The sequence below is a fragment of the Aquimarina addita genome (genome assembly GCF_039539305.1).
Taxonomy (GTDB): Bacteria; Bacteroidota; Bacteroidia; order Flavobacteriales; family Flavobacteriaceae; genus Aquimarina; species Aquimarina addita.
Map to the genome: position 1 here is coordinate 63,614 of NZ_BAABCW010000013.1, position 24,914 is coordinate 88,527.

21 protein-coding genes are annotated in these 24,914 nt (G+C 33.0%); 11 read left to right on the forward strand and 10 right to left on the reverse strand.

The features are described from left to right. Positions 1 to 5 precede the first annotated feature (5 nt). The 6 genes from ABD816_RS15280 (at position 6) to ABD816_RS15305 (ending at position 9,575) form a co-directional block, all read left to right on the forward strand. Positions 6 to 800 (forward strand): head GIN domain-containing protein, encoded by a 795-nt coding sequence (locus ABD816_RS15280; protein ID WP_344928859.1) that lies wholly within the window; start codon positions 6 to 8, stop codon positions 798 to 800. A gap of 63 nt (positions 801 to 863) precedes the next feature. Further along, a complete protein-coding gene (locus ABD816_RS15285) occupies positions 864 to 3,215 on the forward strand; it encodes an ABC transporter permease (protein WP_344928861.1) in 2,352 nt (783 codons plus the stop codon). A gap of 12 nt (positions 3,216 to 3,227) precedes the next feature. Then, positions 3,228 to 5,627 carry an ABC transporter permease gene (locus tag ABD816_RS15290; RefSeq protein ID WP_344928863.1) on the forward strand — a complete coding sequence of 800 codons (2,400 nt, stop codon included), beginning with the start codon at positions 3,228 to 3,230 and terminating at the stop codon, positions 5,625 to 5,627. A 392-nt stretch (positions 5,628 to 6,019) separates the two neighbouring features. Further along, positions 6,020 to 6,682: an ABC transporter ATP-binding protein gene (locus ABD816_RS15295; protein WP_344928865.1), complete on the forward strand. Its 663-nt coding sequence runs from the start codon at positions 6,020 to 6,022 to the stop codon at positions 6,680 to 6,682. 776 nt (positions 6,683 to 7,458) lie between these two features. Further along, complete coding sequence (locus ABD816_RS15300) at positions 7,459 to 8,172, forward strand: acetyltransferase (protein WP_344928868.1); 714 nt, start codon at positions 7,459 to 7,461, stop codon at positions 8,170 to 8,172. A gap of 59 nt (positions 8,173 to 8,231) precedes the next feature. Beyond that, complete coding sequence (locus ABD816_RS15305) at positions 8,232 to 9,575, forward strand: phenylacetate--CoA ligase family protein (RefSeq protein ID WP_344928870.1); 1,344 nt, start codon at positions 8,232 to 8,234, stop codon at positions 9,573 to 9,575. A 240-nt stretch (positions 9,576 to 9,815) separates the two neighbouring features. Here the strand turns inward: ABD816_RS15305 and ABD816_RS15310 are convergent, their stop codons facing one another. The 8 genes from ABD816_RS15310 to ABD816_RS15345 all read right to left on the reverse strand — a co-directional run bounded on the left by ABD816_RS15310 (position 9,816) and on the right by ABD816_RS15345 (position 17,487). Beyond that, entirely contained in the window at positions 9,816 to 10,427 is a 612-nt protein-coding gene (locus ABD816_RS15310; RefSeq protein WP_344928872.1) for a DUF6515 family protein, read from the reverse strand. A gap of 167 nt (positions 10,428 to 10,594) precedes the next feature. Beyond that, positions 10,595 to 11,329 carry a LytR/AlgR family response regulator transcription factor gene (locus ABD816_RS15315; protein WP_344928874.1) on the reverse strand — a complete coding sequence of 245 codons (735 nt, stop codon included), beginning with the start codon at positions 11,327 to 11,329 and terminating at the stop codon, positions 10,595 to 10,597. A gap of 5 nt (positions 11,330 to 11,334) precedes the next feature. Further along, a complete protein-coding gene (locus ABD816_RS15320; protein WP_344928876.1) occupies positions 11,335 to 12,303 on the reverse strand; it encodes a sensor histidine kinase in 969 nt (322 codons plus the stop codon). Between the two features lie 69 nt (positions 12,304 to 12,372). Then, complete coding sequence (locus ABD816_RS15325; RefSeq protein ID WP_344928878.1) at positions 12,373 to 13,593, reverse strand: ABC transporter permease; 1,221 nt, start codon at positions 13,591 to 13,593, stop codon at positions 12,373 to 12,375. 2 nt (positions 13,594 to 13,595) lie between these two features. After that, entirely contained in the window at positions 13,596 to 14,339 is a 744-nt protein-coding gene (locus tag ABD816_RS15330) for an ABC transporter ATP-binding protein (protein ID WP_344928880.1), read from the reverse strand. A gap of 6 nt (positions 14,340 to 14,345) precedes the next feature. Further along, positions 14,346 to 15,551, reverse strand: a complete 1,206-nt coding sequence (locus ABD816_RS15335) for an efflux RND transporter periplasmic adaptor subunit (protein WP_344928882.1) — start codon at positions 15,549 to 15,551, stop codon at positions 14,346 to 14,348. Between the two features lie 11 nt (positions 15,552 to 15,562). After that, the gene (locus ABD816_RS15340; RefSeq protein WP_344928883.1) at positions 15,563 to 16,882 is read right to left on the reverse strand and encodes a TolC family protein; all 1,320 of its coding nucleotides are present in this window, start codon (positions 16,880 to 16,882) and stop codon (positions 15,563 to 15,565) included. A gap of 458 nt (positions 16,883 to 17,340) precedes the next feature. Further along, positions 17,341 to 17,487 carry a hypothetical protein gene (locus ABD816_RS15345; protein ID WP_344928885.1) on the reverse strand — a complete coding sequence of 49 codons (147 nt, stop codon included), beginning with the start codon at positions 17,485 to 17,487 and terminating at the stop codon, positions 17,341 to 17,343. A gap of 442 nt (positions 17,488 to 17,929) precedes the next feature. Here ABD816_RS15345 and ABD816_RS15350 point away from each other — a divergent pair, with 442 nt between their 5' ends. From ABD816_RS15350 to ABD816_RS15370, 5 genes are all read left to right on the forward strand, one after another. Then, the gene (locus ABD816_RS15350) at positions 17,930 to 18,349 is read left to right on the forward strand and encodes a MerC domain-containing protein (protein ID WP_344928887.1); all 420 of its coding nucleotides are present in this window, start codon (positions 17,930 to 17,932) and stop codon (positions 18,347 to 18,349) included. Positions 18,350 to 18,366: 17 nt separating this feature from the next. Continuing rightward, entirely contained in the window at positions 18,367 to 19,023 is a 657-nt protein-coding gene (gene folE, locus ABD816_RS15355; RefSeq protein WP_344928888.1) for a GTP cyclohydrolase I FolE, read from the forward strand. Positions 19,024 to 19,157: 134 nt separating this feature from the next. After that, entirely contained in the window at positions 19,158 to 19,487 is a 330-nt protein-coding gene (locus ABD816_RS15360; protein WP_344928891.1) for a hypothetical protein, read from the forward strand. Positions 19,488 to 19,712: 225 nt separating this feature from the next. Then, the gene (locus ABD816_RS15365) at positions 19,713 to 22,055 is read left to right on the forward strand and encodes a TonB-dependent receptor (RefSeq protein ID WP_344928893.1); all 2,343 of its coding nucleotides are present in this window, start codon (positions 19,713 to 19,715) and stop codon (positions 22,053 to 22,055) included. 279 nt (positions 22,056 to 22,334) lie between these two features. After that, positions 22,335 to 22,955, forward strand: a complete 621-nt coding sequence (locus tag ABD816_RS15370; protein ID WP_344928895.1) for a GTP cyclohydrolase — start codon at positions 22,335 to 22,337, stop codon at positions 22,953 to 22,955. Between the two features lie 56 nt (positions 22,956 to 23,011). Here ABD816_RS15370 and ABD816_RS15375 read toward each other — a convergent pair whose 3' ends face one another. Both ABD816_RS15375 and ABD816_RS15380 read right to left on the reverse strand, forming a co-directional pair. Beyond that, a complete protein-coding gene (locus ABD816_RS15375; RefSeq protein ID WP_344928896.1) occupies positions 23,012 to 23,455 on the reverse strand; it encodes a hypothetical protein in 444 nt (147 codons plus the stop codon). A gap of 220 nt (positions 23,456 to 23,675) precedes the next feature. After that, positions 23,676 to 24,797 (reverse strand): helix-turn-helix domain-containing protein, encoded by a 1,122-nt coding sequence (locus ABD816_RS15380; RefSeq protein ID WP_344928897.1) that lies wholly within the window; start codon positions 24,795 to 24,797, stop codon positions 23,676 to 23,678. Positions 24,798 to 24,914: the final 117 nt, after the last annotated feature.

Sequence of the window (24,914 nt, forward strand, 5' to 3'; positions counted from 1 at the left end):
TAATTATGTCACTCCATCATCAAAAAAACACTTGTCTAGAAAAAATAAAAGCGCTTGAATCAGGAATTCTAAAACTAGCATTTTTAATCATTTTTCTTTTCAACGTTGCCAATAGTTACGCACAAAACAAAACTATTATTGTAGACGATTTCCAAAAAATAATTATTAGTCCTCATATTCAAGTTACATTTAAACAAGGGACTAAAGAAGAGGTATTTATAGAAGAAGCTACAATCCCTATGGATAAAATCAATATAGAAGTACATAATAAAACGCTCAGAATATATTTAGATGATGCTAAAACAAAAACTAAAACAGTTTACAAAAATGGATCAAAACAAAAAACACCCATTTATAAAGGCACTATTGTGAAAGCAATCATCACATACAAAAATCTGAACGAACTTTCGCTGCGAGGAGAACAAACTTTTGTCTGTGAAAGTTTATTAGATGGAAAAGAATTTCAATTAAAAATCTTTGGAGAATCAAGGGTATATCTAAATGAAGTACAATTAAAAACTTTACACGCTACTATTTACGGAGAAAGCCTTTTGGAAATAAAAAAAGGAACCATTAATAAGCAAAAATTTACTGCCTATGGAGAAAGCAAAATTAATGCACTAGGTGTGAATAATAATGATACTAAAATTACTGCTTTTGGGGCGGGTAGTTACAGGTTTAATGTTTCTGATCAACTTAAGATAACCGCATTTGGCGAAGCTGTTGTGGCATTTGAGGGAAATCCGGCAATAGACAAAGGAATTGTGATTGGAGAAGCAACCATCCAGCAATTAAATTAAAAATAAACAGAATACTCATCATCAATCTATCCTGTTTTTCAACAGTACAAAAAAATAAACTTTATGATCAGGAATTATTTTAAAATAGCGTGGAGGAATATCGTAAAAAACAAAACCTACAGTTTTTTAAATCTGTTTGGATTGGTCATTGGTATTGTATGTGCCAGTCTTATTCTTTTGTGGGTGGAAGACGAAATGAGTTTTAATGATTCGTTTGAAAAACAAGACCAGGTATATTATGTACCTACCAATCAAGTATATGAAGGAGTATGGCGTACCTTCTACTCTACTCCGGGTCCCTTAGCAAAGGATTTAAAAGATGAGATTCCTGAGATTATACGATCCACAAGGACGACTAGTGAAAATCTATTATTTACTGTTAATGAAAAAGCAATTAACAGAAGAGGTAGATTTGCAGATGTAGATATTTTTGATATTTTCAGTCTTTCTTTTATAGAAGGAAATGCTAAAGATGCATTTATAAATCCAGAAGCTATTGTGCTTACCCAAGAAACAGCGATACAGTTATATGGAACAGGCACTAAAGTGGTAGGAAAAACCTTGAGAGTCAATAACGATACCAATTATTTAATTACTGGAGTCATAGAAAATCTTCCAGAAAATGTATCCTTTGATTTTGATTGGCTTGCTCCTTTTGAGACATTTTCTAAAGGAAAAGAATGGACAAGAGTATATGGTAATAATTTTGCAGATACTTTTGTAGAACTTTCTCCAGAAGCTAATTTTGAAGTAGTAGATGCCAAAATACGTAAAGTAATTGAACAAAAAAGTGAAAACGTAGATACTTATGCGTTTTTACATACGATAAAAGATTGGCACCTAAGATCTAATTTTGAGGGTGGTAAAAAAGTGGGTGGGCGTATCACTTATGTAAGACTATTTTCGATTATCGCACTCATTATTTTACTGATCGCATGTATTAATTTTATGAACCTCTCTACCGCCAGAAGTGAGAAAAGAGCTAACGAAGTAGGAGTCCGTAAAGCTATGGGATCCGGCAGAAAAAGGTTAATTATTCAGTTTATTGCAGAATCTTTAATAATGGCAACGCTGGCCACCTTAATAAGTGTTTTTCTATTATTAATATTAGTACCTCAGTTCAATATCCTTATAGAAAAAAATCTAACATTGGGATTAACAGATCCACTTCATATAGGGACGTTACTACTAATCACTTTACTCTGTGGACTTCTTGCAGGTATTTATCCGGCATTTTATCTCTCTTCTTTTAAGCCTGTGGATGTACTAAAAGGAATAAAAGTAACTAATAACAGTGCGTCTTTAATCCGTAAGGGATTAGTTATCAGTCAATTTACAGTATCCATTGTATTCATTATCAGTACTATTTTAGTATATCAACAGGTACAGCATGTAAAAAATCGTAATCTGGGGTTCGAAAAAGACAATCTAATACAATTACCCGTTAATGGAAGTATGATTGAAAAATTTAATCCTATCCGGCAAGATTTGCTTGCTACAGGTATGATCGATCATATGGCACTGACCAATGCTGAAACATTATCTGGTGGTAATAACGGTTCTGGGTTAACTTGGCAAGGTGGTACTAATACAGAAGAGGTTTTGATCTCTTTTAGATATATAAGTTCTGATTTTATAAAAACTACTGGGATGCGTATCACAGAAGGAAGAGATTTTAGCACTAATATAGCAAAAGATAGCAGTAATGTATTGATTACGGAATCCTTTGCTAAGCTTATGGGAACCGGAAGTGCAATTGGTAAAACGATTACACGGGATGACACCTATACCGTAGTAGGTGTTGTAAAAGACTATTTATATGGAGATATGTATGGAACCAGTGATCCGGTACTATTTTTTAATCATTATAATCATGCCCGGTTTATGTATATAAAAACAAAACCTGGTATTGCTGCAAACGATGTACTTTCTAAGATAGAAAGTGTTATGAAAAAAAACAATCCGGCATTTCCATTTGAATATGAATTTGTAGATGATGCATTTGATCAAAAATTTAAGAGTGAGATGTTAGTCGGTAAATTATCAAAGCTATTTGCTATACTGGCAATACTTATTTCCTGTCTTGGTTTATTTGGATTAGCAGCATATACTGCTGAGCAACGTAGTAAAGAAATCGGAGTTAGAAAAGTTCTAGGAGCCAGTGTTACAGGAGTTGTCACCTTATTATCAAAAGATTTTTTAAAACTTATTCTGATTGCTATTGCCATAGCTGTACCTCTCGCATGGTTAGCTATGAGTAATTGGTTACAAGGATATGCCTATAGAATAGAAATTAATTGGTGGGTTTTTCTAATCGCAGGTTTTGTTGCTGTTGGCATAGCATTACTTACGGTAAGTTTTCAAGCTATTAAAGTTGCTTTAGCCAATCCCATAAAAAGTTTAAGAACAGAATAGTAAAAAGAAATCATGTTTAAGAATTATTTAAAAATAGCGTGGAGAAACATTAGAAAGAATAAAATATATTCTTATATCAATATTTTTGGGCTAGCACTGGGTATGGCTGTTACATTAATTGTTGGTTTATGGATTGCAGACGAACTTAATTATAATAGTTATTTTATTCATAATGATCGTATTGCCAAGATACATCAAAGACAAACAGTCAATGGAGTTACAAAAGCTAATCAAACTATTCCATTAGCACTAGAATTTGAATTACGGGATAGATTTGGAGATTACTTTGATCATATAGTGATGTCTTCAAATACTAATTCCAGATACTTAAAATATAAAGATATTACCTTATCTAGCCGAGGAAATTTTATGCAGTCTGATGCTCCAGACCTATTAAATCTGGAAATCATTGAAGGAGATAATAAGGGATTGAAAGAAACAAATTCCATTATGTTGTCTTCATCTACAGCAAGTGCATTATTTGGCTCTGAGAGTGCGATCGGAAAAGTCGTTAAATCAGACAATAAACATAATATGGTTGTCACCGGAGTTTTTAAAGATATTCCTTCAAATAATGATTTTCACGATGTACATTTTTTAATGCCCTGGAAACATTATCTCAATACTCGCTGGGGTTGGCTTGAAAACAAGAATAGTAACTGGGATTATAACTCATTTCATTTATATGTACAATTATCTAAAGAAGCCCAAGTAATAGATGTGAGTACAAAAATTGAGAACGTTAAAAAACATACAGATCCTAGAGGTGATAAATTCAACCCGCGACTTTTTGTGTTTCCGATGAAAGACTGGTACCTCAGGTCTAATTTTGAAAATGGTATACAAACCGGCGGTCGAATAGAAAACCTTTGGTTATTTGGAATTATTGGTGTTATTATTTTAATACTCGCTTGTATCAATTTTATGAATTTAACTACAGCACGTTCACAAAAACGAGCATTAGAAGTTGGGATACGTAAATCTATTGGCTCTACACGCAGACAATTAATTTATCAATTTTTAAGCGAGTCTTTTCTTTTAATTTTATGTGCTTTTATTGTAGCTATCGTATTAACTCTTATTTCCTTAAATGCTTTTAATGCCCTGTCTGGAAAAAATGTAATATTTCCTTGGACAAGTATCCTTTTCTGGGGGATTTCTATATTATTTATTTCTGTCACAGCAGTACTCTCAGGAAGTTATCCCGCCCTATTCTTGTCATCCTTTAATCCTATTAAAGTGCTTAATGGAACTTTTAAAATTGGAGGTTTTTCTACACTTCCTCGTAAAATTCTTGTTATCATACAATTTACTGCATCATTAGCATTGATTATAGGGACTATTGTGGTTATGAGTCAAATTCAATATAGTAAAGACAGACCATTAGGTTTTAATAAATCTCAATTGATTCAGATACCTACATCTAGTCAGGATTTTCTTGGAAAATATGAAATGATACGCATGCAGTTCCTTAATTCTGGTGCTATTACAGAAATGTCCTGGTCTAGTAGCCCATCTACAGAAGTATGGTTTTATGCATCTGGTTACGAATGGGATGGAAAATCAAAAGGTTTTAATGAAAGTTTTGCCCAGACGGGAGTGTCTTATGATTATGTTCCATCACTTAATATGAGACTTATTAAAGGACGTAATTTTTCAAGAGATTTTCCTACCGATTCTACAGCTGTTATTCTTAATGAAACTGCAATTACTTATATGGGATTAGAAGATCCTGTAGGGAAATATATAAGGCATACAGAACCTAGTGAACAAGACTTCCCATTAAAGATAATAGGCGTGGTAGAAGACGTTATCAATAATTCTCCTTATGAATCTGTAAACCCACAAATATATCATTTTGGTCATGGATATGGAGGTTTTTATAACCTCCGTCTTAATCCCAATCAAGATACACGTACTAATCTTAAGATCATTGAAAAGGTGTTTAAAGATAATTTCACTAACCTTCCTTATCAATATGATTTTGTAGATGAGGAGTATGCCAAAAAATTTATTACGGAAGAACGAATTGCTAGCTTGGCTAAAGTTTTAACAGTATTAGCTATTTTAATAAGCTGTCTGGGACTATTTGGACTAGCTTCTTTTATCGCAGAGCGACGTACCAAAGAAATAGGAGTACGAAAAGTATTAGGAGCCTCTGTGTTCAATCTTTGGGGAATGTTATCTAAAGATTTCATAACATTGGTATTAATTGCCTGTGGTATTGCTATACCGATCACATACTACTGTATGAATAATTGGTTACAGCATTATGAGTACAGAACTGAAATTAGTTTCTGGATAATCGTAATTGCTGTATTGGGAATATTATCACTAACAATAATGACCATAAGTTTTCAAACAATCAAAACAGCAATTGCAAACCCAATTAAAAGTTTAAAAACAGAATAACAATAAACATCAATCCAGTCCTATCAATCTTTAACAATTCAAAACGAACACGTATGTTATACCATTTCATAAACAAATACAACAGCAATGACTTTAGTTATCAACTACAAACAATGCAGAATACCTGCATAATAAAAACAAATAATTACTAACTAATAATCAACAATATGATGAGCTATTTAATTTCGATATGTGTTCAATATACAATGAGTATTGTTGATTTTATATCTATGCAATAATTATGATGGTTTTACTCCATAATTGAAGCAACCAATCAAAGGAAATTTGGGAAGGATATGCAGAAATAGTATGATAACTAAAGAGAAAGCTGAACGATCTGCTATACTATAAGCTACAATAAAAAAATAAGTTAATTCAAAAAAATAAGAAACATGATTTTACAATTAAATGATATTTCCAAATGGGTAAAGTCTGGTGGAAATAAAACCCATTTACTCAAGGGTATTAATCTTAGTGTACAAGAAGGTGATTTTATCTCTATTATGGGACCTTCTGGATCTGGAAAATCTACCTTACTTCATATCCTTGGTATGCTGGATGATTTTAATGAAGGAACCTATACCTTTCTTGATGAATCTATTCATAAATTAAAAGAAAAACAAAGAGTACGCCTATATCAGGAATATATTGGTTTTGTATTTCAGGCATATCACCTCATTGATGAGCTTACTGTGTATGAAAATATAGAAACCCCACTTTTATATAAAAAAGTAGGTTCTGCAGAGCGTAAAGCATTAGTAGCAGATACGCTGGATCGTTTTAATATCGTGGGCAAAAAAGATCTTTTTCCATCACAACTCAGTGGAGGTCAACAACAATTAGTAGGCATCGCAAGAGCATTAATCACTAAACCAAAACTAATACTAGCTGATGAGCCTACAGGTAATCTAAACTCTAAGCAAGGAGAAGAGATTATGGAACTTTTTAAAGAATTAAATAAGGAAGGCGTGACGATCATACAGGTAACACATTCTGAAAAAAATGCTACTTATGGATCACGAATTATTAATTTATTAGATGGACAAATAACATAATACTTACTCAGTACATTATACCTATCAGAAAAAGGTTGGTTATTTTATGACACAGCACTAATGCCCGAAGCTTTGTGGAAAAGAATAAAAATCGTTGTAAGTTCTTTAAAAACAGAGGCAAAATTGTAAAACTTAAGAAATTATCTTTCCTTTTAAGCATGAAAGCTGTCAGGTTTTGACTACCACTATTTAGCCATCCAATCATAATTTAACAGATCATTTGAACTAAACTTTCGGATCGTAGTGGTTACAAGGAATAATCTAGTTTCTGATATCATAATTTAAAATAAGATGATGAACTACCTTTACCTGAACCTACAAGGTATCAGCAACAAGGCCTCTTTACTATTGAGAATCAAGAAAGCAGAATCCATGTAATCTGATTCTTGAGTCTTAATATTAGGGTGTTATAAGCTACCCTGTATTCTATGATACGGGAGGCATCTATTCTTAAGATATACTCATATTAGTATCCCATTCCCTTTCAATACTCATTTTTGTCGTAAAACCTATTAAGATGTCGGTTTTGTGCTATCCAGCGTCGGAAATATCATTGTATTTGCCGTTTTTGTGCACGTCAAATATGGCTATTGCTTCTACTTTTGCAATGGATCTCTTAACAATCTCTATATCATTTATAAAACCATCAAAAATAGATGTTTTTCATACTGGTTTTAGAAACTATTAGTTTGTTAAAATTTCTTTCCTCTTTTACTTTTTTTGAAGTATAAAACTCATTGGGATAATTTGATAAAATAAATAAAATCATCTTAGACATGAAAAATATAATAATCATCGGAGCTTCAGGTCATGGAAGTGTGATTTTGGATTGTATTGAAAAAGAAGGCAAATATAATGTAGTAGGATTTGTAGATTCTTTTAAGCAGAAAGGTACAACACATAATGGATATGAAATACTAGGAAACGAATTTGAGATTCCATATCTGACAAAAAAAAATAATTTATACGGTGGTATTATTGCCATTGGCGATAATTGGACAAGAAAAAATGTTTGCGATAGAATCACTGTGATAGCTCCTGATTTCAGGTTTATTACATCCATTCACCCAAAAGCAGTAATCGGGAAAGATACTTATATAGGAAAAGGAACTGTTATTATGCCAGGAGCTATCGTAAATTCTAATACTGTAATAAAAGATTTTTGCATTCTAAATACAAATTCATCACTAGGGCACGATAGCATTATAGAAGAATTTTCTAGTATAGCACCCGGTGTATCTATAGGTGGTGGCTTTTATTTAGGAACATTTTCTGCAGTGTCTATAGGGGCAATTATTATAGAAAACATAATGATACGAGAGCATACAATTATTGGAGCTGGTTCTTTAGTAACAAAAGATTTTCCTGAATATATAGTTGCTCATGGAACTCCGGCAAAAATTATACGCACCAGAGAACGCGGCGAATATTATCTCAAAGGTACTAGTGGACGAACTTCAAACATACCTATCTATACCACACCTTCATAATTATTGTTAAGGGTTTTCAATTGCAGATCACAGGTACTAATAACAAAAAAATATTGATTATGTATACAGCATTGCAAAATATAAGGAAAAAATTATTTTGGTCATTAGATACACTAAAAGGAAATAGAGTAAAGGATCACTATCAGGATATTCAAGAGATTTTAGAAAATATCGGCTCTGTCGAATCTAATGCCAAAAGGACTAAAAGCCTTGAAAAACTGTTGAATCACGCGGTTAAGACCGCTCCGTTTTATAAACAATTTGCTGGCTACACCTCACTAGAAAATTTTAAAGTGATTGATAAAAATATGATTCGTGACCATTACGATGATTTTAAGTCTTCAGTATTCAAGGACAAAGAAAATCACTCTGTATATACAAGTGGATCAACAGGAACCCCTTTTACTTTAATCCATAATCAAAACAAGAGAGACAGAAATTCTGCTGACGTAATTTATTTTGCGAAACAAGCTGGTTTTGATATCGGTCATAAACTCTATTACATCAGACATTGGGATGCCTATAATTCATCCAAGCCATGGATAACATGGATGAAGAACATTTATAAACATCCTGTATCAAAACTATCTCATGAGGATGTAGAAGGGCTTCTCAACAGGATGTCAAGAGATAAGTCTACGAAGGGGATCATGTGCTATGCTTCTGTACTTGATGAAATGAAACGTCATCTGGAAAACACAGAGACAACCAGACCAATTGCAGATGTACATTCTGTTATTGCTATATCCGAAACTCTGAACACTCATTCTAAAAAAGAAATAGAAAAATTTTTAGATGCTCCTGTAGTCTCTAGATATTCTAATGTAGAAAATGGAATATTAGCTCAGCAACCTGTAGGATCGGATGAATTTCATATCAACTGTGCTAGTTATCATATTGAGATCTTGAGTATGTATACCAATACCCCTGTAGAGCCAGGCAAACTGGGGCGTATAGTAATTACGGATTTATACAATTATTGTATGCCCATGATCCGATATGATACTGGTGATATAGGCCAAATGGGTTACCATATAAAAAACGGAAGAAAATATCCAGTACTCACCAAAGTAGAGGGGCGAAAAATGGATATGATTTTTGATACAAATGGCACTATGATGTCTCCTTATTTTGTATATCATATCTTAAAATATCCTCACATTAAACAATATCAATTTATTCAGGAATGTGAAAAGAAATACCGTATCAAATTAAATGTAACATCACAATTTAATGCTAGTAGAGTCATCCTAGAAGAATTTAGAGAACATCTGGGAGCAGATGCTGATATACACGTAGATTTTGTACAGGATATTCCTTTACTTGCTTCTGGTAAAAGAAAATTTGTGATCAATCGATTTAAAAACAAAATGACGGCAGAACAAGCCTGTTTATCCTATTAAAATGATGAAAAATTAAAAATAATTATTGAGCTTCCACGAGCTCAAAAGCATTCTATACAAATGTAATTATCGAGTTTCCATAGACACCTATAACAACTTGTCATTTTTCTGGTCAAGAAATTTGGTTAGTTAAAGGTTTTTATATGTCTCATTCTATTATTTGATTATAAGATCATAAAAAGGAGAATACTCATAATAGATTATCCTCCTTTACAATCAAACTAACAAACTAAATATTCTTTATTGCATATCAATGATCCCGACAACTTCATAAGCTCTTGCCCCATCTACTTGTACTTTTTCATATAGAATATTCGCATATTCATAATAGATTTGTCCATCTATGGTAACCTTTTCGTACTCGTTAGGAAGTTCATAAACAATCGTACCAACTTCAGGGTCTACCACTTCATATTCATTATTGACCTGTAAATAAAAAATTCCATTCACATGATAATAATTATGAGTATTAAAACGTACTCTATTATAATTTTGTGGTAATACACGTACTCTAAAACCTACCTTTGGTGCAATTGCAATGTAACGTCCTCTGGATTGCGTATAATACCTATTATTTGCATAATAATAATTCTGTCCATTATGCTTAACGACAGTTTTATTAGGTATGGTTCTTACAGATACCACTTTTTTAGTTGGCTTTTTATAAGTGACTTTTGTACTTGGTACTCTTTTATTTGAGGTCGTTCTTGATGTAGTGGCAGTCGTTCTTGTAGTTTTTACTGTTCTATTATTAGTGTTTGTCGTTTTTTCTCGGGTCTGTGCGGTCACCTGCATTGACATTGCTATTAACAAAAAGGATGATAAAACGAATGTTTTTATATGTATTTTCATTTTTTTAGATTTCAAATAATTAGACTTCTTTTATTTCTATTTCATTAACTTAATTTATTATTATAGTATAAAGATATTAGTACTGTCTGGGTAAAACAATGAATATCTACAGATGCCTATATTGTATATACCAACTGATATATTATATAGAGGTGAAGACTTAGGGATTAAGAATTAAGTGAATTATTATTGATAAATGTTAAGAATTTTGGTCTGTATTGTTCTGAAATTGTAATACGTTGTTTATTTATAATGATCTGATTGCGCTCAATAACCTCAATATTTTTTAATGATATGATAAAAGAACGATGTATGCGCATAAATTTAGTACCCGGGAGTTCATTTTCTAATGATTTTAGACTCATCAATGTGAGAATAGGTTTAGCAGTATTTTTTAACCATATTTTAATATAATCCTTGAATCCTTCAAAATATAAAACATCTGCCAGTTTAATCCTTAATTGTTTATATTCTGATTTTACAAAAAGAAACTCTTTTTCCTGATGGGTACTGTTTTTTTGCTTCCCTTTTACCAATTCGAACCAACTATATGCTTTATTTGCTGCTGAGAGAAATTCAGCATAGTCAAAAGGTTTTAAAAGGTAATCGAGCGCTTCTAGTTTAAATCCTTCTAATGCATACTGATCAAAAGCTGTGGTAAAAATAACACGTATACCTTTTGGTAACATTTTAGAAAACTCTATCCCTGTTAAATCTGGCATCTGTATGTCTAAAAACAATAAATCTACAGGATTATCTTTAATAAATGTCATCGCCTCAATGCCACTACTACATTTCTTTTTAAGCACTAAAAATGGTGTTTTCTCAACATAGCTTTCTACTAGGTTAAGTGCCATCGGTTCGTCATCTACAATAACACACGATACTTTTAAGCTGCTCATCTATTCTAATTTGTTTCAATTTCTAATTGCGCAATAAAACTATTATCTTTTTCAAACGTTTTAAAACTACTCTTATGTGGATACAGCAATTCTAAGCGTTTAACTATATTAGAAAGTCCAATACCAGAACCACTTTTATCATTTATTTCTTTAGGAAAATTATTGTTTTCTATAGTAAACAAAACAGTTGTTTCATCACAATGAAGATTAATGTCTATAGTACTTTCCTGACTTGCTGAAACACCATGTTTAAATGCATTTTCGATTAATGAAATAAATAATAAAGGAGCTAGTTTAATATCAGTCTCTGCAGAAGGAAATGTATAAGAAACCTTCGTCTTATCAGAAACCCGTAGCTTCATTAAATCGATATACTTTTTCATAAAATCGATTTCTTTAGATAAAGATACTAGTTCTACGTTTGTTTCATATAACATATAGCGCATTAACTTACTTAGCCTGTGGATAGATATTTTAGCCTCCTCTGGTGAAATATCTACTAAAGCATAAATGTTATTTAAAGAATTGAAAAAGAAATGTGGTTGCAATTGGTAGTGCAAATGTTGTAACTCTGACTGCAACTTAAAATTAGCAGCTTCCTTGCGCTCAGATTCTGTTTTAGCCCATTGTTTAGTAGTTTTTAAAACAATAGAAAATAATAAAGGAGCCATATATGATAACATTTGCACATATATAAACATCTTAAAAGGTGGGCCACTATTACTATTAGAACGCCTTTTTAATAAATCATTGAAAAAGGAATCTTCTATTACTACTTTTAATAATATAAATGATATTATGATTATAGTGTTTAAAACTACGAATTGAATCATCTTTTTTGTAAATAAGAAATGATCAATAAATAAAAAGTAATTACTGTAAAATATAATTGCAGAAAATAATAATGGTATCCAAAAATGAATAATTAATCTATTGATTTCCTGTTCTTGCCCATAAGATAATACGTAAGGCATACTAAAGAGTATAAGCCAAATTAATAAATGAGAAAAGACAGTTATATTTTTATTTTTATACATCATTGATTATTCATAGCGCAATGCTGTTATTGGATCTAAGACTGAAGCTTTTCTGGCAGGATACCACCCAAAAAAGATTCCTGTTATAGCACATACTGCAAATGAAATTACAATAGAATATAAAGCTACACTAGTTGGCCAATGTAAGAATTTTTCGATAAAAAAAGTTGCACCGAGCCCCAGGATTACTCCAAGAAATCCTCCTGTTATACTTATTAGAATGGCTTCTATTAAAAATTGCATTAATATATCAGAGCTTTTTCCTCCTACAGCCATACGCAAACCGATCTCTCTAGTACGTTCTTTTACAGATACATACATAATATTCATGATTCCTATTCCTCCTATTAGCAATGATATTCCTGCCACTGCTACTAATAAAATAGTTAACATCTCACTTGTAGAACTAAATGTTGAAATTAATTCTTCCATAGAACGTACATGAAAATCATCTTCTGCTCCATTCGTTAACTTATGTTGGCTGCGCAAAATTTCTGTAACCTGAGTCACTGCGTCCTGTGCATCATCCTCACTTATCGCAGAAGCCATGATCTGATTTAAATGATCAATAGCCAAAATACGTTTTTGAACTGTTGTATAAGGTGCAATAACTACATCATCCTGATCTTGTCCAAAGGTATTCTCCCCTTTTTCTTCTAAAACACCTATGACTATAAATGGAATATTGTTAAAACGAATCATCTGACCCACAGGCTCCTGACCATCTGGAAAAATATTATCTACAACTGTTTGTCCTAATAATACTACTTTTGAAGCAGATTGTACCTCTGCATCTGTAAACATACTTCCACTTTGTAAATCCACAGCTTTAATGGTGAGATACTCTGGATTTACTCCATAAATAGTACTTGGCCAATTATTAGAACCACTAATAACTTGTCCACTACCATTGACAACAGGTGTAATGTAGCTTAATAATGGAGCTTGATCTTTTATTACCTGATAATTTTGAAGCGTTAATGTTTGCACATCTCCTCCACTTCCTCGTGCTGGTCCTCGCCTATCTGCTCCTGGTCTGATCGTAATCATATTAGAACCCATTGCAGAAATAGTGGTACGAATACTTTCTTTAGAACCTTCTCCTATGGCCAACATAGTAATAACAGAGGCTACACCAATAATGATGCCCAGCATAGTAAGCAGAGTTCTTGTTTTATTAAGAACAATCGCTTTCATGGCAATTTTAAGTAAATTTAATAGTCTCATAATTAATTATCTTGTTTAGGCAATTGCGCTAATTCATTTGCTGCTGATCGTATATTATTGTTTTTATAGTTTTTTATAATCCCCCCATCTTTTAAGACGACTGTTCTATTACTAAAAGTTGCAATATCCGGTTCGTGTGTAACAAAAGTGATCGTAATTCCTTTTTTATTTAGTTCTTGGAACAATGACATAATCTCATACGAAGTACGTGTATCTAAGTTTCCTGTAGCCTCATCTGCCAAAATCATCACCGGATTATTTACCAGCGATCTTGCAATAGCTACACGCTGTTGTTGCCCTCCCGAGAGTTGTGATGGTGTATGTTGCAAGCGATTACCTAACCCAACGATTTCTAAAGCATTAATAGCTCGTTCCCTGCGCTCCTCAGCAGTCACTTTACTGTTATACAATAAAGGTAATTCTACATTTTCAATAGCCGATGTACGTGCTAATAAATTATATGATTGAAAAATAAATCCAATCTTTTCGTTTCTAATAGTTGCTAATTGATTCTTATTTAAATCTTTTACGTTGACACCATCTATCTCATATAATCCGGAACTGGGTTGATCCAGACATCCCAAAATATTTAACAATGTACTTTTACCAGAGCCACTAGATCCCATGATAGTTATAAAATCTCCTTCTGTAATAGTAAGCGATATACCTCTTAACGCATGAACCGTTTCTGTCCCCATGGTAAACTCACGTTTTACTTCTTCTATTTTAATAATTTCTTTAGGCATGGCTTATTATTTTTTCTTATTTCCTCCCGGACGCTGAGGCATAAATGGGCTTTCACTTGTATCTCTTGACCCAGCTTCAGCTTTAGAAACTCCTTTTAAACTATACACCAATTCTTCTCCTTGAGAAATACCACTTAGAATCTGTACGTTTACACCATCACTAGCACCTAAGGTGACTATTTTGGGCGTAATACTTCTATCTTTACCTAATACCCACAGCGTCTTTTCATTTCCGGATAGATTGCTCGTATTATTCGGTATATTATAATACGCGTTATAAGTTGCTAAGGTTTCTTCTTCTGGTTTAAAATTAACAGCTTTGGCTTCTGCTGTCAGCACATCATGTAACTCCAATGTATAAATAGAAATGGTTGCTGTTAATCCTGGTTTTAGTTTTAAATCTTCATTTTCCGCTTTGACAACCACTGTATATGTCACTACATTTGAGGTAACTGTAGGATCTAAACGTACCTGTGTTACAATTCCATTAAATGTCTCACCAATGTAAGCATCTACTGTAAATTCAACACGCTGTCCTTCTTTTACTTGTCCAATATCAGCTTCATCTACATCAGCTTCTACTTGCATTTCTTTTAAATCTTGTGCAATTGTAAATAATGTGGGCGTACTATAACTTGCTGCTACGGTCTGTCCTTCATCAATATCTTTAGACAATACCACGCCATCAATTGGAGAATAAATACTGGCATATCCTAGATTAGTCTTTGCAGATTGCAAATCAGAATAGCGTTGTGTTGCTGTACCTTTTGCCGTTTCATAATTATATAATGCATCATCAAAATCAGATTTGCTTATTACTTGACTATCAAATAATGTTTTTTGCCTGTCATAAATGGTTTTGGTATAGTTTCTTTGGTTAATAGCATTATCGTATGCCGCTTGTGCTTGTACTGTAGATGCTTTTAAGTTTGTTTTGTCGAGTTCTGCAATTAGTTGACCTTCTTTAACGACACTATTATAATCTACATAAATTTTTTCTACAACTCCAGAAACTTGTGTACCAACTTCTACTTGATTAATTGGCTCAATAGTACCTGTCGCAGTTACCAAGGTAGTTACGTTTGATTTTTTTGCAGGAATGGTTTTAGCTTCTATGATCATCCTGTCACCTCCTTTTATAAAACTGTAGGCTATGATAGCAAGTAGTACTACCGCGATACTTCCTATTATGATTTTCTTTTTCGTTTTCATTTTAAATTTGATTAAAGGTTGATGTCATTTCCCTGATAGAATTGCAATAGCTGGTAATACAAAACATGTAAGTATTTAGCTTGTAAATAAGTTTGTTGTGCGTTTGTAAAGGTATTTTGGCTTATCACTAAATCAGTAGTACTCAAATCACCTAATTCATACTTTTTTTGGGCTAACTTGTATGACTGTTCTGCAGCTGTTTTTGCAGCTTCTGACGCATTGACCTGTTCCTCTGCTGACAAGGCGTTTTGATATACTATCTCTATCTTTTTATACACCTCTTTTTCTGTAGACTGCTTCTGAATTTCGGCCTTTTTAATATTGATCATGGCTGTTTTTACAGCGGCTTTTGTTTCTTTTCTGTTAAAAATTGGAATGCTTAGAGATAATCCAAGACGTTGATTAAAATTAACATCAAACTGTTCTGAAAATGTATTCTCTCGTATACTTGTATATCCAGTACCTACATTTGCAGTTAGTGCTAATGTTGGTAAGTAAGCGCCTTTAGCAATATCCAATGCTTTCTCATTAGCAGCGATATTACTATTGCTTGCCTCTATTTCTGGTAAAAAACCTAAAGCTTTATTGTAAAGTTTTGTTTTATCAATCTGTAAGTTGACTAACCCTAAGTCGGTATTAATAGATGCTATCTCTATATCTTGATTAAGAGGTAACTCTAATAATTGCTTTAAATCAATTATATATTGTTGATACTCATTTTTTGAAGTAATAACATTGTATTTATTAGTTGCTGCCTGACTTTGGGCTTCGGTATAGTCGTTTAATGCAATGGTTCCTGCATCTAGTCGTGCTTTTGCTCTTGCTACTTCCTTTTCTGACGCTATTAAATTATTTTCTGCGATTGCTATACTTTCTCTACTAAATAATGCTTGTAAATAAATTTCTAAAAGACTTAAAACAAGATTATTTTTTTCTACTTTCTCTTGAGAAATACTTTGATCTAACAATAATTTATTTTGTTTGATCTGATTATTAATTTGATTTCCCTGAAACAACGTCATCGCACTATTCAGACCAACATTAGTACTATATATTTGATCTAATACAAAAACACTTGTGATGGGGTCTATAGAACTACCGTTAGAAAGGTTTTGAGTGGCACTGCCAAATAAATTAGGTAACCTCGATGATTTGACTCTTTCATAGTCTACCTCAGCACTATTTTTATCTAACTCAGCATCTTTTACCGTTATATTATTTGCTAAAGCATAATCAATACATTCTTGTAGAGACCATACTTTTATAGAAGAATCCTGAGCAAATGAAAATGCTACAACAAATAAGTTTATAAGGATGAGATACAATTTCATTTCTGAAGTATTTTCTGTTAAATACTTCAAAGATGAAACTAAGCGCCTTTATAATAAAGGGTAATAGACGTTCACTATGTTTTTCTCTATAAAAAGTGGTATTTTATCTATAAGCTTTTTAATAAATTCTAAGTTCAATTTATTAAAAGTAAAATTTTATTTTATTTTGTGCAAAGTACACGGTAAGTAAACCACAAAATTGGGGTTTGTACCAGTTTATTAGTACCTCTTTTTATAATTATTTACTCTTCTTAATTCGTTTATGTATTATTTAATTAATTTATTACAAACGATGTTTACTACGTGTTTTAAACTAGTTTGGTATAATCCTATGTTGAAAGATCCTGCTATGCATTCGAAAACCGTATCGTGGTAACCAAAAAAGTAGGTCCAGACCATTATCAGAAATGCATTCTTTATGTATTAATGCTTTGGCTTCTAAGACATTCATATCTTTTTTATATTAATTCTGACTTATGATAAATCCCGTTTTCATCCATACTACAGTTCCATTTACAAATTTTTAAAACTCCACTATCATTTGATGTTACAGTACCAAAAGCTATCAAATCATCAGGCTGTCTTTCTTCCTTTATATCCTCCATACATACATATATTTTCATATCTTCTTTAACCTAATGGTTTCACACGATATATCTTTTATGCAATCGGTTTTAGACAACAAAATTACATCTTGAGCGATCATTTTATTAAAGTCAATTGGTGTTTTTAGAACCGCTTACCTACTTGATTTGGTATCAGTATCATACAACAAGGTACCAAAATCGAGTAAACTCATCATTTTAATTATGTAATTGTACAACTAAGTTCTGTAATAATTCTGTGGTTTTCTTTCTTATACTTTAAAAATAAGTGAGTAAAATGAGGTATCACATCAAGTAATTACTCTACCAGAACAAGTCTAATCAAAGATTTTGACTCTTTATAATATTTTCATAAAAATATAAACAAAAACAAATGCAACTAAGTTGCGTTTAAAAAAAATTAGTCTACTTTTGCATTTCATTAAAAAAAGTAAAAAGAGAAATGAATATCCTTCAGTTACGTTTAAAATCTGATTTGATCGGTGCATTAGCAAGTGTACTCTGTCTGGTACATTGCATAGCAACCCCTTTATTGTTTATGGCACAGGCGGGAATGGTGGAGAATGGTGAAGCACATCCCAAATGGTGGGGGGTTCTTGACATGATTTTTTTGGGTATTTCTTTTATAGCTATATGGTGGTCCGTAAAAACTACTTCAAAAAATTGGATGCGCAATGCGCTTTGGATAAGCTGGGCAGTTTTGGCTTCCATAATTCTTAATGAAAAAATGTCCTTATTTCCTGTGGTAGAACAGGCCATTTATGTGCCTTCGACCATTCTGGTGCTCTTACACCTGTATAATAGAAAATACTGTAATTGTAGAGAAGGACAATGTTGTACTGATAAAAAATTGAACACTTAAAATTTAAAGGTATTATCATGGATATTGAAAAGATAGAAATACAAGGAGATCAACACATTGCCACTTCACTTCAAACACCATTGCGTGATGATGCATTTTCCATTTCAAATGCTGAAAAAATAGAACGTATACAGGATCATTTTTATAAAATTATGGAAACACTAGGATTAGACCTTACAGATGATAGTCTGTCCGGAACTCCCTATCGCTATGCAAAAATGTACGTTACAGAACTATTCTATGGATTAGATCCCGCTAACCGACCTAAAATATCCACTTTTGAAAACAAATATGGCTATCAAAAAATGTTAGTAGAACAGGATATAAATATCGACTCCTCCTGTGAGCACCATTTTTTGCCTATTGTAGGGAATGCTCATGTGGGCTATATACCAAAAGATAAGGTGGTAGGACTATCCAAGATCAATCGATTAGTTGATTATTACGCCCATAGACCACAAGTACAGGAACGACTTTGCCTACAGATTTTAAACGATTTGCAAAATACCCTTGAAACAGAAGATGTAATTGTTGTGGTTCAAGCTAAACATTTATGTGTTTCTTCAAGAGGGATTAAAGATAAAGACAGTCTAACTACGACGCAAGAGTATGGTGGAGTCTTTGCTAATGCTGATAGACGTGCCGAGTTTTTTAATCTTCTAAAAAATAAATAATAGCGGTTTATGACAGTTAAGGCACTCTATATCTTGGAGATACCTTTAGATTGGGTAGTAGAACATATAATTCTACCACAACATCGAATCCCTGCAATCTTTTGGTTATATAAAAATGACCAGTTTTACTTTCTATGGCGGTGAAAGAGTTTTTACATATGTTGTTTTTTGTAACCTTGATTGCTCTCAAGGTTTCTGCTGCATCTATCTACTTACATGACTGTCACAACGACGAGCATATGGATGATTGTGAACTTTGTGATCACGCTATTCACAATCAAAACATAGAATTTTCTACTCCGCCTCAATTTCAGGATTTTGAAATTGATACCACACCTGTTTCATATAAACATGAAAATCATTATGAACCTGTTTATATAACAACTACCGTCATCAACCTCCTTTATGGCAGACCTCCTCCTATTTCTTCAGGATTCATAAAAAATCCTTGCCTCGAATCTTAAAGGCATCCTAATCATACCATTTATTAAAGTACAGCACGCTGTTATGTCAATATTTTTTTGATAATACGGTGGTTTCCTATTCTCATAAGAGTTCAGGGAAGAGATTTTTTAAATAGTAGAGTTTGCAGGATGTAAAACCATATTCAATAATAACAATTTTCGACTGCCATTAACATGAAACAACATTGTCTAATACTGCTATTTTTTTTAATAGGGTCATCATTGATGATAGCTCAAAAAGAAAGATGCTCTCATTCCGTTAGCGGAAAGGTATTTGATGCCGATACTGAAGAGCCCATAGCTAATGCCATTATTAAAGTTAAGGGTAAAAAAAAATATACCAGTACCAATGCAGAGGGTAATTTCAAAATCGATAGTTTATGTACTAAAAATAATACACTTATTATTTCATGTGTAGGCTATACTGATTCGACCAAAGACCATGAACATGATTCTGCTATACACTTTTATTTAGTTCAGGAGGTTACAGGATTAGACGAAGTTACCATTCAGGCGCAACGAACTAAAGAAAAAGGTACTGAAACGATTTCGCAGGTTACGATTGGGAAATCAGAAATTACGAGCAATCCAACTCAATCATTAGCAGCCACTCTGTCAAAGCAACAGGGATTAACTTTTGCATCTGCCGGCACAAATGTACAATTACCTGTTATTCATGGCCTGTATGGAAATCGAATCCTGGTGCTGAATAATGGTCTAAAACATGGCTTTCAAAATTGGGGTACCGATCATGCTCCCGAAATAGATATCTCCTCGGCAAACAGCATCACGGTGATTAAGGGTGCGACCGGAGTAAGATATGGTTCTGAAGGCTTGGGTGGTGCGATCATTATTAAGCCTAATCCTCTACTCCTTAATAATCCGTTGTATGCAAAACTAGGAACAGGCTACCAAACCAATGGTCAAGGATACAATGCTAATGTAGAAATTGGTTATGGAATAGAAAAATGGAGTTATTTTGCTAATGGAAATTATACCAGAATAGGTGATCGCAATACCCCTGATTATAGTTTGACTAATTCTGGAAAAGAAGAAAAAGCGTTTAGCTTTGGTATTCTTCACCACCTGAACCACTGGGATATTAAGCTACACTATAGCTTTGTTGACCAAAATCTAGCACTCTTACGCTCTTCTATCGCTAATAGTCCGGATTCCTTTATTAGAGCCATTAATTCTGATGAGCCTATTATTATGAATCCTTTCTCTTATGATATCAACCAACCCAACCAGATGACGCAACATCATTTAGCCAAAACGGAAATTAATTGGTGGTATACTGAAGGTGGAAAGTTTACCTTAATTGGGGGGGTACAATTGAATAAAAGGGATGAATTTGATGTACGAAGAAATGCCAACTTACCCATCATTGATCTTGATTTGCTTACCTATGATTATCAATTGGAATGGAAGCATCCTACGTGGCATGGCCTAGATGGCTTGGTAGGCGTTCAGTATTTTAGTCAAAACAATGATAATAACCCTGGTACTCAGACCACTCCATTTATTCCTAATTATAATACAGACAGATATAGTGCTTTTGCGGTTGAAAGCTTAACATTTGGAAAAAACACAGTTGAAGCAGGATTGAGATTTGATTTTGAAACCAATGATGTACGGGGCAGGGAAATTAATCAGGATATTTTTAGGGATAATTACAGTTTCACTAATCTCACTGGATCATTGGGATACGTTCGGCAACTTTCTGACAATACAACTTTTAGAACAAATTTAGGCACCGCCTGGCGTACTCCTAATATGGAAGAACTATTCAGTTTTGGACAGCACGGTTTTAAAACAACCTTTGGGTTGCTCAGATTTACAGATACCAGTGGTGAACTGAGTACTGATGAAGTTATTCCCTTAGACAAAAGTGATGTAAACCCAGAAAGAGGGTATAAATTTATCAATGAATTTCGAACTAATAAGAATAGAAATACACATACTATAACCGCGTATTCGCATTATATAGAAAATTATGTTTTTGATCGGCCCATTGGTGTTTTCGGTACGATACGTGGCCCAATGCCCGCTTTTATTTTTGATCAGGTAGATGCTTTATTCCTTGGAGCCGATTATAGTTGGAAAAAAGAATGGACAGAAAAAATTTCTGGTGTTTTTGGTGCAAGCTACTTATGGTCAAGAAATATTGGTGATAATGATCCTCTAATCAACCAACCACCTATTACGACAAATTTTGAGCTACAATGGAACCAAGGTAGCGTATGGCTATTTGATTCCTCCAAATGGTCTATTCGTTCTAGCTATACCTTTCAGCAGTTTCAAGCACCACGTACAATTATACCAGAAAGCTTGGTAGACGGATTAGAGCAGCTTACTACAGATTCAGAAATATTCGACTTTGCAGATGCAACAGATGGATACTTCCTACTGGATCTATCATGGAATGTTAAATGGAAACACCTACGTGGAGGTATTACGGTTCAAAATATATTAAATACACGTTATCGTGATTACCTCAACGAAATGCGCTATTTCGCTGATGAACCCGGCAGAAATATACTTTTTACATTGAAATACAACCTTTAAACAAATACTAAAAATGAGTAGAAAAAATAAACCCACATATAAAACTATAGCAAGCAGGGCTCCTTGAATTTTGAAATTATCTACAGCATCATCTCCATAATAAATGAACTACCTCGATCCAAAGATACGAGGTATTAGGAACAAGATCGCCTTCAAGACATAAAACAAGACTTTTATATTGATTCTTGAGTCTAAATGTTCTGGTTCTATAAACTCACCCCTGGCAGAACTTAGGGAGATCTATTGATTAAAATAATTAAAACATTAAAAAAAAGTAAAATGAAAACAATGAATCTATTTAAATATGCACGTCTATCAGCAATTTTATTCTCAGCTATTACCATTATTGGTTGTAGTAATGATGACGACGCACCAGAAGAAGAAAACGAAGTAGAAGTATTTACTGACGTTACCCTAATTTTTACGAATACGACTGATGCCAGTGATATAGTGCGAGCTTCTGCAAAAGATCCAGACGGAACCGGGATACAAGAATTACAGGTATTGGATGATATTACACTTGCTACCGATACTGAATATACGTTGACTTTTGAAATCTTGAACGCCTTAAATCCAGAAGATGTAGCAGATATTGGTGATGAAATCCTAGAAGAAGACAATGAACACCAATTTTTCTTTAGTTTTGAAGAAGGCACTTTTACCAGTCCTACCGGAAACGGAAACATAGATACCGCTTCAGATCCAGTAAATTATAACGATACAGATGAAAATGGTAATCCCGTTGGTTTATCCACTACCTGGACAACTCCTGGTGCTGCATCGACAGCTGGAGTATTTACTGCTAAGTTACAGCATCAGCCAGATGTAAAAACTTCTACAACTGGTGCCAATGATGGAGATACTGATTTTATGATGACTTTTGTATTGAATATTCAATAAGTAACTTTTGTATATAAGCTCCCATTTTGTTCATGCTATGACAAAGTGGGAGTTTTTTAAAAAACAAGTTCTAAATTTCCAGCATCCAAGCTTACATGACAACAATCCGTACTTACGGTATAATTACTTCTAACGACCTCTTGATCATCAACATACCCAACAAATTGGACATCTAGTTCTTGATTTACTCCCAGAATTCCATCTTCTATCAATGGATATTGCCCAAACTCTTGTAACCCTGAAAGTTCAGATGAAGTAAGTGATATGGTAATATCTTCTCCATTTTCAAGATTTATTACTTTATAAGTATCCAGCATAACAGGATTTTGATTTTGATCCTTGATAGATACCATAATTCTTATAAGAATTTCAGTACAGATAGCACTCTCACAATCTAAATTTACATTATCATCATCGTCATCGTTATTACAAGATATTTGAGTGAAGATCGTTGAAAATATACACAGTATTACTATAAATCTTCTAAGTGTCTTTAGCATAATATTTCAATTTATTTTAAGATGTAAAAAAACACAAATGGTTGCGCTATAGTAATGATATAAAAAATTGCCAAGCTGTTGTTCATAAAGGGCTTTATATGCAACAGGTTCAAAAATTATGTTTTATCATCTCTTTTGGAGCCTTGATATTCTTGCTTTTAACAAACTACTCTAAGGCAGAGCCTCGCAGAATTCTTTAGATTAAATCTCTAAAAAAGTTTTAACGATACTTCGCCGGCGTACAATCTTCAAATTTTTTAAATGCTGAATAAAATGTGGATTTTGTATGAAAACCAACCTCCATACCAATACCTTCTATAGACAAATGATTGAATTTAGCATCTCTTAAAAGTTCTTTCGCTTTATCTACCCTAAATTTATTTATGAAATTGTTGAAATTTAACTCCAATTGATTGTTCAGGGCATAAGAAATTCGCCTAGGGTGAATTTGGGTTGCCTCTGCTATGTCAATTATGGTTAGGTTATGCTTCAAAAAACTTTGCGTACCTAGAATACTACTCGTTACTTTGGTTAGGACCTCCGACATTTCGTGGGAATCCATAAATTGATTTTTTTCTTCTTTAATTGACGGTTGGGACAACAATGGAACTGATGTCTCTATCTCAGAACTTATTTCTTTATAGGGTATATAACTTTGTTCTGGTTCATGAAGAATCAAATACAGCGATACTATATTTTCCTGGGTAATTCCTTTAAAAGAAACCCAATAGATCAATATCACATTAACAAGGGTTACAAAGAAGTAAAGGACATGGCTATCAATAAAATGATGAAGCAACAATAACAGTTGAAAAAAGATACTTCCATATATAAAAAATTTGGACCAATTTAAATCTTTATGAACCGTCTCAGAAAATTGATTGTCTACTTCTTTTTGATGCAATATAATCCAACGAATGGTCAATACACCAATAATAATGGAATAACCCAAGCCAAATACAAAATAAATCAACGCATAGGATGAAAATTTAAGTTGTAGTTTAGTTTCAATCGGAAGAAAGAAAATTATAAGTCCAATAACAGTTTCAGCCACACCTGGTATTAGCGTCCAATAACTCAGTTTTCTACCATTGAATACCGATACTTTTTGTATGTAAATATAAAACAATGGATAGGCCAAAAAATGAAAATGAACAGGAGGCAGTTCCAATATGGGATATTGATGTAAAACCTCCATATCCTCTAATATGTTTCCAATCGGTTCTAGAGAAAACAATAGTATAAATAACCCTAAAAAGAGTGTGGGTCTATTCTTTTTAGAGTGTAGTAATAACAACATTATTCCAAAAAGCAACCCTTGAATTACACCAAGGATATCCATAATGCTTATTATGTTATATGAAAACTCCATTAAGAATTACAAAATTACATTTTAATAGTTTTTCTATTCCCTGGATTTGATAAAATATACCCATTGATATAAAATAGTTTACTTGTA

Coding starts and splice junctions, on each gene's coding strand:
- ABD816_RS15370 (WP_344928895.1), top strand. CDS start 22,335: ATGAAAACAATGAATCTATTTAAATATGCACGTCTATCAGCAATTTTA.
- folE (WP_344928888.1), top strand. CDS start 18,367: ATGGATATTGAAAAGATAGAAATACAAGGAGATCAACACATTGCCACT.
- ABD816_RS15335 (WP_344928882.1), bottom strand. CDS start 15,551: ATGAAAACGAAAAAGAAAATCATAATAGGAAGTATCGCGGTAGTACTA.
- ABD816_RS15340 (WP_344928883.1), bottom strand. CDS start 16,882: ATGAAATTGTATCTCATCCTTATAAACTTATTTGTTGTAGCATTTTCA.
- ABD816_RS15350 (WP_344928887.1), top strand. CDS start 17,930: ATGAATATCCTTCAGTTACGTTTAAAATCTGATTTGATCGGTGCATTA.
- ABD816_RS15345 (WP_344928885.1), bottom strand. CDS start 17,487: ATGGAGGATATAAAGGAAGAAAGACAGCCTGATGATTTGATAGCTTTT.
- ABD816_RS15315 (WP_344928874.1), bottom strand. CDS start 11,329: ATGAGCAGCTTAAAAGTATCGTGTGTTATTGTAGATGACGAACCGATG.
- ABD816_RS15360 (WP_344928891.1), top strand. CDS start 19,158: ATGGCGGTGAAAGAGTTTTTACATATGTTGTTTTTTGTAACCTTGATT.
- ABD816_RS15300 (WP_344928868.1), top strand. CDS start 7,459: ATGAAAAATATAATAATCATCGGAGCTTCAGGTCATGGAAGTGTGATT.
- ABD816_RS15365 (WP_344928893.1), top strand. CDS start 19,713: ATGATAGCTCAAAAAGAAAGATGCTCTCATTCCGTTAGCGGAAAGGTA.
- ABD816_RS15375 (WP_344928896.1), bottom strand. CDS start 23,455: ATGCTAAAGACACTTAGAAGATTTATAGTAATACTGTGTATATTTTCA.
- ABD816_RS15280 (WP_344928859.1), top strand. CDS start 6: ATGTCACTCCATCATCAAAAAAACACTTGTCTAGAAAAAATAAAAGCG.
- ABD816_RS15310 (WP_344928872.1), bottom strand. CDS start 10,427: ATGAAAATACATATAAAAACATTCGTTTTATCATCCTTTTTGTTAATA.
- ABD816_RS15330 (WP_344928880.1), bottom strand. CDS start 14,339: ATGCCTAAAGAAATTATTAAAATAGAAGAAGTAAAACGTGAGTTTACC.
- ABD816_RS15380 (WP_344928897.1), bottom strand. CDS start 24,797: ATGGATATCCTTGGTGTAATTCAAGGGTTGCTTTTTGGAATAATGTTG.
- ABD816_RS15325 (WP_344928878.1), bottom strand. CDS start 13,593: ATGAGACTATTAAATTTACTTAAAATTGCCATGAAAGCGATTGTTCTT.
- ABD816_RS15305 (WP_344928870.1), top strand. CDS start 8,232: ATGTATACAGCATTGCAAAATATAAGGAAAAAATTATTTTGGTCATTA.
- ABD816_RS15295 (WP_344928865.1), top strand. CDS start 6,020: ATGATTTTACAATTAAATGATATTTCCAAATGGGTAAAGTCTGGTGGA.
- ABD816_RS15290 (WP_344928863.1), top strand. CDS start 3,228: ATGTTTAAGAATTATTTAAAAATAGCGTGGAGAAACATTAGAAAGAAT.
- ABD816_RS15320 (WP_344928876.1), bottom strand. CDS start 12,303: ATGCCTTACGTATTATCTTATGGGCAAGAACAGGAAATCAATAGATTA.
- ABD816_RS15285 (WP_344928861.1), top strand. CDS start 864: ATGATCAGGAATTATTTTAAAATAGCGTGGAGGAATATCGTAAAAAAC.